The organism is Microcoleus sp. Z1_A1, from assembly GCF_036700305.1.
GTDB lineage: Bacteria > Cyanobacteriota > Cyanobacteriia > Cyanobacteriales > Microcoleaceae > Microcoleus.
Window position 1 is genome coordinate 1 of record NZ_JAUBOR010000037.1, and the last position, 15,345, is coordinate 15,345.

At 45.1% G+C, this 15,345-nt stretch carries 15 protein-coding genes; 10 read left to right on the top strand and 5 right to left on the bottom strand.

What is annotated here, in order from left to right; all coding sequences use genetic code 11:
* Nucleotides 1-195: 195 nt before the first annotated feature.
* The 5 genes from QT973_RS20930 (at nt 196) to QT973_RS20950 (ending at nt 3,696) form a co-directional block, all read left to right on the top strand.
* Nucleotides 196-945 (top strand): Uma2 family endonuclease, encoded by a 750-nt coding sequence (locus tag QT973_RS20930; RefSeq protein WP_333058189.1) that lies wholly within the window; start codon nt 196-198, stop codon nt 943-945.
* A gap of 96 nt (nt 946-1,041) precedes the next feature.
* Nucleotides 1,042-2,184: a DNA cytosine methyltransferase gene (locus tag QT973_RS20935; protein ID WP_333314994.1), complete on the top strand. Its 1,143-nt coding sequence runs from the start codon at nt 1,042-1,044 to the stop codon at nt 2,182-2,184.
* Nucleotides 2,185-2,201: 17 nt separating this feature from the next.
* Nucleotides 2,202-2,651 (top strand): hypothetical protein, encoded by a 450-nt coding sequence (locus tag QT973_RS20940; RefSeq protein ID WP_333314992.1) that lies wholly within the window; start codon nt 2,202-2,204, stop codon nt 2,649-2,651.
* Between the two features lie 55 nt (nt 2,652-2,706).
* Nucleotides 2,707-3,354 carry a hypothetical protein gene (locus QT973_RS20945; RefSeq protein WP_333338681.1) on the top strand — a complete coding sequence of 216 codons (648 nt, stop codon included), beginning with the start codon at nt 2,707-2,709 and terminating at the stop codon, nt 3,352-3,354.
* Between the two features lie 117 nt (nt 3,355-3,471).
* A complete protein-coding gene (locus QT973_RS20950; protein ID WP_333196244.1) occupies nt 3,472-3,696 on the top strand; it encodes a DUF433 domain-containing protein in 225 nt (74 codons plus the stop codon).
* A 103-nt stretch (nt 3,697-3,799) separates the two neighbouring features.
* Here QT973_RS20950 and QT973_RS20955 read toward each other — a convergent pair whose 3' ends face one another.
* Nucleotides 3,800-5,017, bottom strand: coding sequence for a class I SAM-dependent methyltransferase (locus QT973_RS20955; RefSeq protein WP_333262679.1), 1,218 nt, complete (start codon nt 5,015-5,017; stop codon nt 3,800-3,802).
* Nucleotides 5,018-5,231: 214 nt separating this feature from the next.
* Here QT973_RS20955 and QT973_RS20960 point away from each other — a divergent pair, with 214 nt between their 5' ends.
* Nucleotides 5,232-5,891 carry a hypothetical protein gene (locus QT973_RS20960; RefSeq protein WP_333056425.1) on the top strand — a complete coding sequence of 220 codons (660 nt, stop codon included), beginning with the start codon at nt 5,232-5,234 and terminating at the stop codon, nt 5,889-5,891.
* Between the two features lie 187 nt (nt 5,892-6,078).
* On the opposite strand, the gene QT973_RS20965 is transcribed toward QT973_RS20960, so the two are convergent.
* Nucleotides 6,079-7,263: an NAD(P)H-quinone oxidoreductase subunit H gene (locus QT973_RS20965; RefSeq protein WP_333056426.1), complete on the bottom strand. Its 1,185-nt coding sequence runs from the start codon at nt 7,261-7,263 to the stop codon at nt 6,079-6,081.
* Nucleotides 7,264-7,321: 58 nt separating this feature from the next.
* Between QT973_RS20965 and rsmH the strand changes: the two genes are divergently transcribed.
* From rsmH to QT973_RS20980, 3 genes are all read left to right on the top strand, one after another.
* On the top strand, nt 7,322-8,224 hold the full coding sequence (gene rsmH, locus QT973_RS20970; protein WP_333392101.1) for a 16S rRNA (cytosine(1402)-N(4))-methyltransferase RsmH: 903 nt from the start codon (nt 7,322-7,324) through the stop codon (nt 8,222-8,224).
* 940 nt (nt 8,225-9,164) lie between these two features.
* Nucleotides 9,165-10,838 carry a SpoIIE family protein phosphatase gene (locus QT973_RS20975; RefSeq protein ID WP_333392103.1) on the top strand — a complete coding sequence of 558 codons (1,674 nt, stop codon included), beginning with the start codon at nt 9,165-9,167 and terminating at the stop codon, nt 10,836-10,838.
* Nucleotides 10,839-11,346: 508 nt separating this feature from the next.
* Entirely contained in the window at nt 11,347-11,769 is a 423-nt protein-coding gene (locus QT973_RS20980) for an ATP-binding protein (RefSeq protein ID WP_006633914.1), read from the top strand.
* A 656-nt stretch (nt 11,770-12,425) separates the two neighbouring features.
* On the opposite strand, the gene QT973_RS20985 is transcribed toward QT973_RS20980, so the two are convergent.
* From QT973_RS20985 to QT973_RS20995, 3 genes are all read right to left on the bottom strand, one after another.
* Entirely contained in the window at nt 12,426-12,860 is a 435-nt protein-coding gene (locus QT973_RS20985) for a nuclear transport factor 2 family protein (RefSeq protein ID WP_333210843.1), read from the bottom strand.
* Nucleotides 12,861-12,941: 81 nt separating this feature from the next.
* Nucleotides 12,942-13,070, bottom strand: a complete 129-nt coding sequence (locus QT973_RS20990) for a hypothetical protein (protein ID WP_333056432.1) — start codon at nt 13,068-13,070, stop codon at nt 12,942-12,944.
* A 130-nt stretch (nt 13,071-13,200) separates the two neighbouring features.
* Complete coding sequence (locus tag QT973_RS20995) at nt 13,201-14,163, bottom strand: orange carotenoid protein N-terminal domain-containing protein (protein ID WP_333056433.1); 963 nt, start codon at nt 14,161-14,163, stop codon at nt 13,201-13,203.
* 209 nt (nt 14,164-14,372) lie between these two features.
* Between QT973_RS20995 and queG the strand changes: the two genes are divergently transcribed.
* Nucleotides 14,373-15,338 (top strand): tRNA epoxyqueuosine(34) reductase QueG, encoded by a 966-nt coding sequence (gene queG, locus QT973_RS21000; protein WP_333056434.1) that lies wholly within the window; start codon nt 14,373-14,375, stop codon nt 15,336-15,338.
* Nucleotides 15,339-15,345: the final 7 nt, after the last annotated feature.

Consider the following 15,345-nt stretch of genomic DNA (forward strand, 5'->3'; position numbering starts at 1 on the left):
AAAATTGGGACGTATTCTCCGCTTATAAAGCCAGTTTAGGCTTTGTTTGGGCTTAAAATTTGTTTAAGTCCCGCTAATTGGCTCTGCCCGGTAAGGCAGATCCAGAGGATCTGCCTCGTCATTAAGCCATTAACATGAATCCCAAAAACCAAGAGATATAATTTAAGCATTAAAACATTTAACCTCTGATAAACTATGTCTGTAGCAACTAAAAATCATGAAACAAAACTCACAATCACCTGGCCGCTACTACCAGAAGATTTCCAACTACCAGACGACCCCGTGGAAGACGAAAGCCAACCATTATTAGCCGCCGCTTTGCGCCAGCCGCTAACAGCATTTCCTGAATTAATCCAGGATGCCTTAATTGTTTCCAACTTTGCCTTGTGTGCAGGAATAAGTTTCCCAGGTTCAAGCAGCGACGAACAGCGCATTATCTGCAAAGCACCAGATTGGATGTACGTGAAACCCGTCAATCCAAAAAATGTCTCGCAAGTCCGCCGCAGTTACACGCCGCACACAGAAGGAACCATCCCTCAACTCGTGATGGAATTTCTTTCAGAAACCTATGGAGAAGAATACTCCGTTGAATTTACCTCGCGGGTGGGAAAGTGGTATTTTTACGAGCAAGTAATCAAAGTCCCCCGATACGTCATATTCCGAGCCAAAACAGCTCATTTAGAAGTTTACGCTTTAGAATCAGAGCACTACAACTTGCAAAAACCTGATGAAAACGGACGTTATTGGATACCGGGATTAGACTTGTTTTTAGGAATGTGGGAAGGAACGCACGAAGGAAGGACAGGCTGTTGGTTGAGGTGGTGGAATCCTGAAGGCAAGTTGTTGCTTTGGTCTGAGGAAAGAGCCGATCGCGAAAGCCTCCGCGCTGAAAAATTGGCCGAAAAATTGCGTCAAGCGGGGATCGAGTTAGATGACGAAGAGTGAAATATCAATTGATGAGTCGAATACCATGATGTTTTGGTATAATTAATATCTTGTGGTGCAGGCATCCAGCCCGCCCTTGTCCTAATGCGAACTAATATGTTAATCGAACGTCTCAAGCCGATCGCCTGGAAAACCAAACCGCAACTGATATCATTGTTTTCAGGTTGTGGCGGCATGGACTTGCCCTTCCACAAAGCCGGATTTGAAGTAGTTTGGGCGATCGACTCCAATAAATACGCCTGCCAAACTTTCAGCAGAAACATTGCTGATGTCATCGTCAACGACAGCATAGAAAATATAGACATTGCACAAGTTCCCGATGCAGAAATATGTATAGGAGGGTTTCCTTGTCAAGACTTTTCCATGATTTGGAAGCGCCCCGGACTTGAAGGAACCAGAGGTAATTTATATACATACTTTCTCGATTTCGTCAACAAAAAAAAGCCCAAAGTTTTTGTAGCAGAAAATGTCAAAGGCTTATTAAGTGCCAATAATTATCAAGCAATAAAACAAATAATCTCCGACTTTGAAAGTATCGCTCCGGGCTACTTAGTTAAACCTAAACTCTACAATTTTGCTGATTACGGAGTTCCCCAATTTCGCCAAAGAGTTTTATTAGTTGGAATTCGGATGGATACAGGATTTAATTTTGTGCATCCTCAGCCCAAATACGGTCAAAATCGTGAACATCCCTATCGCACAGCAGGTGAAGCACTCAAAAATGTGGAAAAAGTGAAATATAATCAGGAACATCAGAAAATTCAGCCTCGAACCATTGAAATTTTGAGTCTAATTAACCCCGGAGGGAATTTTACTGATATTCCCAAGGATAGTCCATACTATGTAAAAGGCATGATCAGTCACGTTTATCGGCGAATTCATCCAGATAAACCCTGTGCTACAATTATTGCTGGTGGTGGTGGCGGTACTTGGGGATATCATTATCCCGAACCCCGTTCATTGACAAATCGTGAAAGAGCTAGGTTGCAAACATTTCCCGATGATTTTGTTTTTGAAGGTTCTATTACTGAAGTAAGAAGACAAATTGGCAATGCAGTTCCGCCAGATGGAATAGTTGACGTTGTTGAATCTCTGATTCCGCTATTTAAAGGGAATTATCCGAAAGTGGATTTATACAATTTAAATCAAAAACTGCAAATGATGTCAATTAAGGAACGCTTACAACACGCAGAATTAGAGGCTGCACAACAGCCATTACAATTAACATTAACTTTTTAGTGAAGTGAGGTAACTTAATGTCCCTACCTGCCATAACTCCCGCAACGCCCTATGTGGATATATCTTTATCCAGGGTTGATGCTCAGCAAAAATCCAATCTCAATGCTTTTTTCGGAAAAGGAAGAGAAAGTAAATCGACCGGGAAGGTTATCCCTAGAGATTGGTATGAAGTTGAGATTATAGTAGATACAGAAACGACAAATAATCCTGTTTATCCCCAGGGGGATTTTACCGCCTATACTGATGATGGTTCAAATTTTCCCTGTCGCACTCAAGGCGATTATTACAAAAACTTTAGATCCAAGAAAGACTTAAAAATTCTAGGTCGCTGGATCAAAGGTAAGTTAGAACAAAGTGGTGCATTGCAGAAATTTGAGCCTGTCACGAGCCAGACATTGCAAAATTACGGCAGAGACTATATCCGTCTCTATAAATTGTCCGATTCTGACTACTACTTAGAATTTTAAGAGGGAGCGATAGCTCTCGCTCTAAAAAATCCAAATACATAACGAAGAAAAGTCAATGTTCGAGTTTGACATAGGCTACTACAGAAATTTTCAATTGCCCAGCAACTCAGATATTCCTGAGCAATTACAGGAAACTCTTCACAGGGTTTGGGAAAGAAAGTATCGTGATTTATACGAAACGGGTGGAAAATACAATGTAGAAGAAGCTTTTGTAGAAGTAATGACAGCTTTTGGAATGCCTAATGATGCAATATCCCATCAGCGATATGTCTACATGGCTTATGGAATAGCATTAGCAGCTAAACCGACCATTAAACATTACTTTCCTGAAGAAGACAAGGCTGATAGAGTTCAAAAAATTGTATCTTGTTGGCTGAAGGATGGTTGTGAAATTCCCGAAACTTGTGCAGATACCTTGTTTCCTAATATCAACAAAATTGGAAAATATCAAGCTACTGACGAAGCTTATAATATCTTCTATGGCTTGCTGCAAACACTCAATACAAAAACAGCCTATAATGCCATCTTAGATATTCTGTATGATGCCATTACCGGCGATGCTATTTCTGGTTTTGCTGTGGCCAAACGAGATATGTTTAATTGGTGGTTAATTGAGGTGGTTCCTGCTGCCTATTGTTTAAAGCTGCCATCTACTTTATATTCAAGAGAATGGGAATTTCCGCCACTGAGTCAGTGCGCTTAAGTGATGACAAAAGTAATTGGTACAGCTTAATTAGTTAATAATCATGGGAATCCAGTTATTGACAATTACGATCGCACTCATTCATACTATAACTAAGCGTTGTAGGAGCTAACTTTAATGTCGGAGCTATTCGCAAGAATCACGGTTAATCCTAGACAGTGTGGCGGTCGCCCTTGCATTCGTGGCATGAGAATTCGGGTATCAGACGTACTGGACTTATTTGTGGCTGGTTTGAGTGCGGAACAAATACTAGAAGAAATGCCCGATCTTGAAGCAGACGATCTGAGAGCATCTCTTTTGTATGCTTCGCGCAAACTCAATCATCCGGTATTGGTTGCATGACAATAATTTGGGTAGATACAGAATCCATCAAAATTACATCAGCGTTCATCTGCGGTTCAAAAAATCTCCACTATTAAATTAGTTAATAATCAATCTCAAATAATCAATCAGGCACCATCAAACCCTTCAACATTCTCCCCTTTTCCTCCTCCTTCAACCCCTTACACTGTACCAAAACCCCAAAACCCCCCAAACCCATCGGATCGATCAATTGATGCAAAGCCTCCCGGCGCCGCAAAAACGTTGCCACATCCAATACTTCCGCATCATTTGTAGACAGAGAAGCAATACGATCGCCCAAACCCAACGCCATCAAAAACAAAGCCTGCTGAGTAAACCCTACCACATCCAAACCGCACAATTCACCCTGCCTTTCCAGCGCCGTAAAATTAACATGAGCCGTTAAATCCTGCCGCCCCACATTAATATAAGGATTATTGTGATATCGGTGCAGATAATAACACTGTAGCGTCCCCTCCCTGCGCCTCGGATTGTAATAGCGGTGCGCCGGATAACCGTAATCAATAGTTAACAAATATCCCCGCTGCAACTTTTGAGCAACTGTACTCATCCAGTCCAAAGCCTCCAAATTCACCTCACTGCGATAACCATCCCCGTAAACACTAGCCGACAAATCGATGCCCACCAAATCCAAATATTCGCCAATTTTAGGCGTGGAAACTTCGCCAATTACTTCAACAAATTTTATCTCTTCTTGTTCATTTTTGGGCGTTTCTGCGGCAACGTAAATCTCCCTAACTTGCCCTTCTTCTAGAATGAATTGATGCACGGGTAAAGCATCCACTAACTCGTTAGAAAAGAAACAACCGACAATTGAGTTATTAACTATCTCATCCCAATTACACCAGTTAATACACTTGATATGGGCTAACCTTTGCCGCTGTTCCGCTTGGAGTACAGGGGAAAGTTCAACAATAATGTATTCTAAAATATGAAAGAAATCGGGATATTGTATTTGCAGATATTGCAGCACATTTTCGGCAAAATTTCCCCGCCCAGCGCCCATTTCTACGATCGCGAAGTTTTGAGGTTTGCCTAGAATTTCCCACATTTCCACAAACTGCTGTGCCAAAACCTCCGCAAAATCAGCACCCCAGTGAGACGACGTGATAAAATCGCCTTGTTTGCCGATCGACTGGCGATCGCTATTATTATAATATCCGTGCTGCGGATGATATAATGCCAAATCCATATATTCAGCAAAAGTAATACGCTGCTGGGGACTGGCGGCAATTCTTTCGCAGATTAAAGCGCAGAGTTCTGGGTTGCTGTCATTGATATCTGATTGCTGGAATGTCATAATTTATGGAATCAAAGTTGATTTTATTTTATTTTTGAAATAAAGATTTTTTTCACCGCAGAGGGCGCAGAGGACACAGAGGAAGAGAGAAGAGAGAGATTTTGATTATTGATATCATATCATTTTGAAGCCGATCGCAAACTTGAGATTTGACATGGCAAATTTTCGATCGCTGTGATAAGCTAGCCTTAGATTTTAAATATAATGCTTCTTTATGATACCACCAGAATCTTGTTTAGAAGAGTTCAAAAAATCGAGCCACTTATTACCAGATTATGTAGTCATATTTAATTTAGCAGATACAAAAAGACGCGGTATTTACTTAGGTCACAGAGGCGTAGACAAGGATATAATCGCCTTTGATAATTTGTTAAAAAGTTGTATTTCTTCACAAAGATGCAAAAGAGTTCACTGGGATCTATGGATCGGTTGTCTTGCTGAACGGCAACTCAATAACATTCCAGGTTTGATAGGGAATTACGCACAAGAAGTTCCTATATTTGCAGGGTGGGAATGCAGGGCGATCGACCCCAACGGAAATCGAATATTTATTGAAGAAAAAAGAAATGTTTTAATCAGTCGCGCTGTCCGCTGCGGCTATTTGTGGGTAGAAAATGCTAATGAATTAATTATCAAAGTCAATGAATTAGTCGAGCGAGTACATCGTTTACCTGTCAATACATTTACTTCCCTAGAGTCAGAGGTAGCTGTTACTTTACCCAGATGGCGGTGTGTCCCCGCTGAAATTTTATCTTTAACTGAGTATTGTCCGTACTGCAAAGGCACAAACTTTGACTGGTCAGGAGGAGCTGATGATTGTTCTGAGGGTATTTGTACGCAGTGCGGAACCGAGGTAGATTTTCGTTACTGTTAATCTATACACTCCCAGACTCATGGGTAGTCAGAAACCGGGTTTTTACGAAAATTTTTCGTTGTAGCCGACAGTTGAAGTGAAAAACCCGGTTTCTTTGGTATTATGCGCCCAGGACTGTATATGATTCAAAAAAGTAGCGATCGCACTTTTTAGCAAACAGCCCAAAAATGCGATCGCCCTTTTCCTTCTACCTGTCAACCGAGCCCATAATAATGTCGATACTCCCCAAAATTGCCACCAAATCCGCAATCTTCACGCCGCGCACAATGTGAGGCAAAATCTGCAAATTATTAAAATCCGCAGCCCGAATCTTCCAGCGCCAAGGAAACACACTATCATCCCCGATAATATAAATCCCCAACTCACCTTTGCCACTTTCGACGCGGACATAATGTTCGCCCTTGGGAATCTTAAAAGTCGGCGCCACTTTTTTGCCAATAAACTGATAGTCAAAACCATTCCATTCAGATTTTGGCCCGCTTTCTAAGCGCTTCGCTTCCAAATTCTCGTAAGGGCCGCCGGGGAGTCCTTTCAAGGCTTGATAGATAATCTTAACCGACTCGCGCATCTCCCGAATCCGTACTAAATACCGGGCTAAACAATCGCCAGCAGCTTCGGTACAGACTTCCCAGTCGAAGTCGTCATAACATTCGTAATGGTCAACTTTCCGCAAATCCCAATTTACGCCGGAACCGCGCAACATGGGGCCGGAAAGTCCCCAGTTAATCGCTTCGTTGCGAGAAATAGTACCCAAGCCTTCAATCCGGCGGCGGAAAATTGGATTGTTGGTAATTAAACGTTCGTATTCGTCAATTTTGGGAACGAAATAATCGCAGAAATCTTGGCACTTATCTACCCAACCGTAGGGCAAATCGGCGGCGACTCCGCCGATGCGGAAATAGTTATTATTCACCATGCGATAACCGGTCGCTGCTTCCCACAAGTCGAGAATTGGTTCGCGATCGCGCATAGTATAGAAAAAAGGAGTTTGCGCCCCCACGTCCGCCAAAAACGGCCCTACCCACATCAAGTGGTTAGCAATCCGGTTCAACTCCAGCATGATTACCCGAATATAACTAGCCCGTTTGGGGACAGCAATATTCGCCAACTTTTCCGGTGCATTCACTGTCACCGCTTCGTTAAACATCCCCGCAGCGTAGTCCCAGCGGCTAACGTAGGGCACGTACATCACGTTGGTGCGATTTTCGGCAATTTTTTCCATCCCGCGGTGCAGATAGCCCAAAACTGGCTCGCAGTCCACCACATCTTCCCCGTCCAGGGTGACAATTAACCGCAGTACCCCGTGCATGGAAGGGTGGTGCGGCCCCATGTTGAGCACCATCGGTTCGGTTCTAGTCTCAATTCTTGACATAATTAAATGAATTAATGATTACTGACTATTGTTGATTTTTGTTTCGCTGTTATAGATTATGAAGGATATCGAGCTCTCTGAGAAGGATACCCCTGGATCAGATGTCAGTATTGACACCTATCACGTTCCAGTTTTGGGTCAAGAATTAATTGCGGGTTTGGCTGTGCGTCCAGGCGGGCACTATTTGGACGCGACGCTTGGGGGCGGCGGACACACGAGTTTGATTTTAGCGGCGGCGGCTGATGTTACAGTGGTGGCGATCGACCGCGATGAACAAGCCATCGGTTTTTGCCAAGCCCGATTTGCCAACTCGCCCGTTGAGTTTTGGCACGGTAACTTTGCTGAATATCAGTCCCCAGAGGCTGAATTTGATGGTATCATAGCAGACTTGGGCGTCAGCTCTGCTCAGTTCGATACACCGGAACGGGGATTTAGTTTTCGCCACCGGGCTCAACTAGATATGCGTATGAACCAGCAGCAATCTTTGACGGCAGAAGAGATTATCAACCACTGGGAAGAAGTTAAACTAGCAGATATTATTTACAAGTACGGCGAGGAGCGACTGTCGCGGCGCATCGCGAGGCGGATTGTGCAAGGGCGCCCTTTTCAAACTACAACAGAACTTGCAGGGGCGATCGCCAGCAGCTTCCCTCCCAAGCAGCGCAACGGCAGAATCCATCCGGCCACCCGCACTTTCCAAGCTTTAAGGATAGCTGTCAACTCCGAACTCGCTTCTTTAGAAACTTTCCTAAACCTTGCGCCAAGGTGGTTAAAACCAGGGGGGAGAATCGGAATCATTACATTTCACAGTCTCGAAGACCGACCAGTCAAGCACCAACTCAGAGGAACACCCAATTTGCAGGTACTGACAAAAAAGCCGATCGTGCCACAATCCGAAGAAGTCGCTAGAAATCCCCGCTCTCGTTCTGCTAAGCTCAGACTGGCAGAAAGAATAACTTGATTCGGCAGTAGTAATATGCTTGCTGCAAAAAGTTCAGAGATTAGGGAGACTTGGATGCAGCAATCAAGTACGATTCGGCAAAGATGTAGGGAATAGCGCCAACAACCCACCACTAACCCTCCGGGTACAGTGGGGCTTGAAATACAGCCGGTGTTGACCAGACTTAGGTAGCAATACCTGCGTTAGTAGTAAGTGTTAAAATTCACACCGAGGACAGTACCCAGCTAGTTAAGAACTCTGCAATCAGAGCATTAATTAGCAGTTTTGAATGCTGGTGTGTTTAGAAAAGTACCGACTGCTAACAAGGTCATTGCTCGTATCACAGCGTCAGTAACGAGCGGGCTAAAGCCACGCTCGCTTGTAAGAGAAATCAAACAAGCTGTACTGACCAGCTATCGCCTTAACAGGCTACGTTATTTAGGTCATGACACCCGCTTGATGCGAAGCTAGTCCCCTGCCCTGTCGCTAGTAGTTAAACAGTCTTAAAGTCACGCTCGACAGTGCTGCCAGCCGGCGCAAGCCTCTATAACATTGGCGAAGCTAACTTTACCCCAGAAATGGGAGATTGAGGACAACCATATCCTCACGCCTTGGGGCAACCATACCCCTCTGCCCCGCGAGGGGATTCAAGGCGATTGAAATCGCCGGGTCGTTTTCCTCTCAGGACTAAAGTCTCGGAGCTTCCCACTTACCGAGTATTTTTTGTGAAAGCTGACTGGGGAATTTTCCCTATTGAAGCGGCCTACCGAGGCGGGTTACAGTATCGAAAGCCTCTCATCTGTGCGAACAGATGGTGCGAAAGGAATGCTCACCTTGAGGTAAAACGGGTTTCTTTAACTCAACTTGACGTAACTGATATGTTGCATATATCCAGCCCCCCTTTTCCTCCCGCCACCTTGCTGATTACAGCTATGGTGGGGGTTTTCAAGGGGGAAGAAAGATGAGTCGGGGAGATGGAAGCAAGCTGAAACTGATGGTAGTCGATGACGAACCTGACAACTTGGATTTATTGTACCGGACGTTTCGACGCGACTTTCAGGTTTACAAAGCAGATAGCGCCCTCAGCGCCCTGGAAGTTCTAGACCAACAGGGCGAGATGGCGGTGATTATATCTGACCAGCGGATGCCAGAAATGAATGGCACCGAGTTTTTGGGGAAAACAGTCGAGCGATTTCCCGATACGATTCGGATTCTGCTAACGGGATACACAGATGTTGAAGATTTGGTCGAGGCCATCAACTCAGGTCAAGTGTTCAAATACATCACCAAACCGTGGAATCCAGAAGAACTCAAATTGGTGATCAATCAAGCCTCAGAAACTTACAAATACTACAAGCAGCGCAGCGTTGCACTGCGTCGCGCTTTACGCAAGGAATCTCTGTTCAATGAGGTAATGAGCGTGATTCGCGGGTCGCTAGATTACTCTAGTATGGTACAAACTATTGTTCAAACCGTAGGTCAAACTTTTGAGGCAAACTATTGTATGCTGCGGCCGGTAGAGGCCGATCGACTATTGCCCAGTACCTTCCCCTACCAAGCCCAAACCTCTGAAGTCAGTAGCTTTTCTTTTGATGAAAATTTGCTGGTTCAAGCTGTAGCCACCCGCCAAACTCAAGTGAACTCCAACAGTGGGGGGAATGGTAACTCGGTTGAGATTGCCGTGCCCCTGACTTACCAGCAAGAATTGCTGGCGGTACTGGCTTTGTCCCAGATTGGCGGCACTAACCCTTGGTCGGCAGAAGAGATAGAGTTAATAGAAGGTGTAGCAGCTCAAGCTGCTCTGGCACTGTCTCAAGCTAAGCTCTACCAGCGCACTCTGGATTTAGCCAAGCAAATGCAAAACGAGTTGGAAGTGGCTCGCCAAATCCAAACAAACTTGTTGCGCCAAAGTTGGCCGGATTTTGAAACTGTCAGGGTGCAAGCTTGCTGCTATCCCGCGCGGGAAGTTGGTGGCGACTTTTTTGAAGTCTACGTCCACTCCCAAGGGGATATTTGGATAGCGGTGGGAGATGTGTCGGGTAAGGGAGTTCCGGCTGCTCTATTTATGGCGAGCGCGATTTCGGTGATGCGGCGGGAACTTTCCCAAGAAGTTTCTCCAGAGCCCGATCAAGTTATGCAGAACATGAATAGCAGTATGTCTGACGACCTGATCGGCAACAACCATTTTATTACAATGGTTGTAGCTCGTTACACTCCGTCAACGGGACACCTCGCTTTTGCTAATGCCGGTCACATTTACCCGATTGTTTGGTCTCACTCGGAGGTGAAAGCTCAAGCCGCTAGCGGTAAAACGCCAGCCGAGCCTAATTTCCTGAAAGCTCGTGGCATTCCTTTGGGGATACTACCAGTTTGGAGAGGCAAAGCAGGTACGATCGAATTAAAGTCAGGAGATGTATTTCTGCTGACGAGTGACGGAATTACTGAAGCTAGCGTGACAAGTCAAGCGGTAGCAGGGGGTGTACCAACCCGTTCTATGCTACAACAAGAAGGGCTTTGGCAACTTTTGATTCAGGAACCTGGTTCTTTCAACTTGGACAATTTGTTGGCTCACATCCGAGCTGATAATCCCGTTCAAGAAGACGACCAAACCATACTCTCTCTGGAGGTTCTTTGAATCTGTCAGCGACTCCCGACGCATAGTCGGGGGTGGGTGAGAGCCGAAAAAACTTAAGCCCTGCTTGTTGACGGCCCATAGAGTAGTCCTACAAAGGACGGTGTTATCGTCACCAGTCAAAAACCACAGTAAAAACCTAGCCGGCGATGGCGCAGCTAGTTTCCTGAATCGCTTTCCTGGGGGATTAAATACCTGTAAAGGGTTAAGGTAGAAGGCATTCGTCAGAAAAAACCAACGCTTAAAAGCCAAGGATTGAAACACAGATTTTTTATACCTCACTGCTTACAGTCTCGGTATAATTATCAATTGTTAAGGGGCTTTAAGCCCATAACAAAAGTTTTCAACTATTCTCTTAACTTCTGCCTTCTACCGAATGACGAATGCCTGATTTTTAAACAGAAAAGGCTCGTATCCCCCGATTAGCGACAAGTATTGAGGCCGAATCCATTCGGCTCGTCGTATTTCATACCTGGAAGACACAGGGTTTTCAAACTTACGGGATTTTTTTATGAATACTGAGCTTCATGTGCCAAGCGACTTGCGGTTTTTAACAATTGTTGAAAATTGGTTGCTGAGCAGTTTGGAAGTAGAGCTAGGAGAGCACGTCGATTGGCCGCGTCAGTCGAATCGTTTGCGCTTGGTGTTAGCAGAAGCCTATTCTAACGTGATCCGCCATGCTCACAAAGATCAACCCAATTTGCCCGTGTTAATTCGCTTGAATTTAAAAAATAGGGATATTGGTTTAGAAATTTGGGATTACGGTAAAGGTTACGAAATGGATACTTACAATCCCCCGAGGCCGGAAGCTAAACAGGAAAGCGGCTACGGCTGGCTGATTATGAGCAGACTTATGGATCGGGTGGACTACACTTTGCAAATAGACGGTCGCAACTGTCTCAAGTTGGAAGCGAGTTTGCCGGAAAAATCTTAATTAGTCGTTAGTCATTAGTCATTAGTCATTAATGATTGGCAAGGCACTTTTTGACTCGCTTTGGCTGTCTGTCGCACGCGCTGCGGTGACAGCCAATTTTCCGTGCAGTAGCGTCAATCGATTTGAGATTTGAGATTTGAGATTTTAGAATTGAAGCATTGACTTGCGCGAGATAAATACGTTCGGCAAGTTTCATCGGATACAGGTTTTTTATTTCTGGACGGATGAATCACGTGGCGGGTATCCTGGATGCTTTATTGTCAGCCCAAGGCGAGACTGTAAGATTGTAGGGGTACAGTCCCGATCGCACAAATACCCAAGAAACCGGGTTTTTGAACAGTTAGCGACGCTTCACCTGAGATTTGGGTAAAAAACCCGGTTTCTGCCTCAATTGCGCGCAAATAATCAAGAAACCGGGTTTTTCAACGGTTGACGGCGCTTCACTGGAGATTTGGATAAAAAACCCGGTTTCTGCCTCAATTGCGCGCAAATAATCAAGAAACCGGGTTTTTCAACGGTTGACGGCGCTTCACTGGAGATTTGGATAAAAAACCCGGTTTCTGCCTCAATTGCGCGCAAAAATAATGATGGCTTGAGCCATTACATTCGATCGACAGGTCAAACCAAAACAAACAATTTAAATGTGAAACAGATTATCAAACATCAAATTTCGTCTGCGACCGCAGATTTAGCAATTCTTGGGGAGAAGCTAACAGTTTGACCGTGACTGAAAGGATTTTTTGGTCAGAATTGAGCAAGAACAGCCATCCGACATTAACACCAAAGGCGGAAGTTTGCACCCGGCCGCTGACCTGAACTTCTACATTGCCATCTTTTAAAATTTGGCTGACACCTTTCTGGGGTTCTAGCTGCATTCCTCGCGCTTCTTTTTTGAGATAAGTGGCGATCGAAATGTTGCCGATAATGGGATCTTCAAACGGCGCGTGCAGCACCCCGTCATCTGCAAATAAATTAGCCGTCGCGTCAAAATCGCCCGCGTTTAAAGTTTCAAAATATTGCAGTATCCCTGGCATTGTGATACCTGCAATCTTTATAGAGGTAGTTAAAATAGGTCGAGTTGTTGCGGTCATAAAACAAGTGATTTCAAATGAATGAGTATACTTTAATCATTCTCTTTGTCGCAGCAAATCCCTCAAAAGATATAAGTAGGGCTAGGAAAATAATTCTCCTAAAAAAGGAGGAACCGGAGAGGGTCGATCGCAGCTTTGGGAGCGATCGACCAAAATCAATACTACTTTCAAAAAATGCAAGTTTAGCCAACCGGCAAACTCTGATACCATCAGTCATTTCCAATCCTTCAATTATTGAATCTAAAATCTAAAATCTAAAACCTAAAATGCTATAAACCCAGACACCTAAAGGCATCTGGGTTTTTGGGCAAGCCTGTTTAACAGAGCCAACCAGAATATTCTATTTGCGGATCAAATTGAGCAATTCCTTCGGAGATGCCAACAAGTCGATCGCCACAAAGAAAATTTGACCTTGGGGATCGAGCAAAAACCGCCACGCGATGTTCATACCCACATTCGATCCGAACCAGGGAGTTTCGACTTTGCCAGTGACTTTCACTTGGCGGTAGCCATCTTCTGCGGGTTCCGATACGCCTCGCTCGGGCATCATTTTCAGTCCGACGCACTCTTCGCGCATATAGTTGAGGATAGCGTCGCGACCAACGATCGGCTTTTGGAAAGGTGGTTGCAGGGCACCTTCTTCAGCAAATAAACCGACGGCTGGGGTGAAGTCGAAGGCGTTCATGTAGTCGATGTAGCTGAGCACTGTCTGCTCGCTGATACCCTCAATTTGGGTTTTCACCCGCTCTTCTGGAGCGGTGGGAGTGCTGCGGGGGGCTGAGCGTTTGCCGTACTCTTGGTTAAAAGCAGGGTCATAGCCCATGTTAACTACGGTATTCCGAAGTACGGTAATTTGCTGACCCGGATCTAGTTGCTTGATGGTTTCGAGAACTGCGGTGGCTTCGGGAGACATTTGATAGCCGGCGGGGATCGGAGCGACAACGCCCTGTTTCATCAACTGACCCAACTCGTACCAGAAACCGAGTTTGGTGTTGACCCGCAAAGAAGTGTAAATCCGGCCAATTGTTGTGTCGGCGTTGCTGGCTAGGTCAAACATAGTTTTGCTTTGAGCAGCCGGCGACATTTGCTTGATTTCGCTCAGAATGCCTTCGACAAGGGCCATGCTGGCTACTCCCGGTGCTGCTGCGGTGATGGAAACGCCCATTTCGGTGTAGGCATACCAGAGCAAGGCTAGTTGGTCTTCAACGCTGAGTTTGTAGAACGCTTCCGTGGTAGCCGGAACAACGCTAGCAATCTCGGTGTTGGAGAAAATAGATTGAGCTGATTGAATACTAACTGCCATATGTATGCTGTGGGATTCGCTGTCGGTTTTACTTGCGTACTTGAATTAGCGAATCGAATTCTCCCTAAATTAAATTATGTAACATTTTTGACATTTTGGAGTTCAAACTTATAAATATAAAGATTGCCAAAGTATTATCAATACTGTCCGAAAATTACTCTGAAAGTTACTAGACTTATGGCACAAATTGTGCAGTGGTTTCTTACGTGATGAAAAAATCAATTAATAGCGATCGCATTAAGCAAAAAGCCCTTGAGTTGGGATTTCACAAAGTCGGGATAGCCTCAACAGACACGGATTTTGATATAGAAAAACAAAGATTGCAAGCTTGGCTGGACAAGGGTTATCAGGCGGATATGGCATGGATGGCAAACCCGAAACGGCAGGATATTCAATTGGTGATGCCAGAGGTGCAGTCATTAATATGTGTCGCCATCAACTACTACACGCCCCACCAACGCCCCGCAAATCCCCTGTGGGAGGGGGGGGACGATGCAGCGATCGAATATGCTAAAATCTCTCGCTACGGTTGGGGGCGGGATTACCATAGAATTTTGCACAAAAAACTGAAGCTTTTGGCAAATTGGGTGCGATCGCAAGGCGAGGGAATTGAAGCGCGGTATTATGCTGATACCGGGCCAGTTCAGGATAAAATGTGGGCGCAGCGTGCCGGGATTGGCTGGATTGCCAAAAATGGTAATGTAATTTCGCGCGAATACGGTTCTTGGGTGTTTTTGGGCGAAATCTTGACTAATCTGGAGTTAGCGTCGGATGAGTCTCATACGGAACATTGCGGCACTTGCACTCGCTGCATAGAGGCGTGTCCGACGGGAGCAATTACTGAGCCTTTTGTGGTGAATGCCGATCGATGTATAGCCTATCACACGATCGAGAATCGAGCCGAAAAATTGCCCGACGAAATTGCATCTAATTTACAAGGCTGGGTAGCAGGTTGCGACATTTGTCAGGATGTTTGTCCTTGGAATCAGCGATTTGCTAAACCAACTGATGTTGCAGACTTTGAGCCTTATCCTGAAAACATAGCACCGACACTTGCAGAATTAGCCGACATCTCCGACGAAGAATGGAACCGCAGATTTACAGCTTCGGCGCTGCGGCGCATAAAACCCGAAATGCTGCGGCGAAATGCGAAAGCCAATCAAATTAACCCTTAAAAGTTGA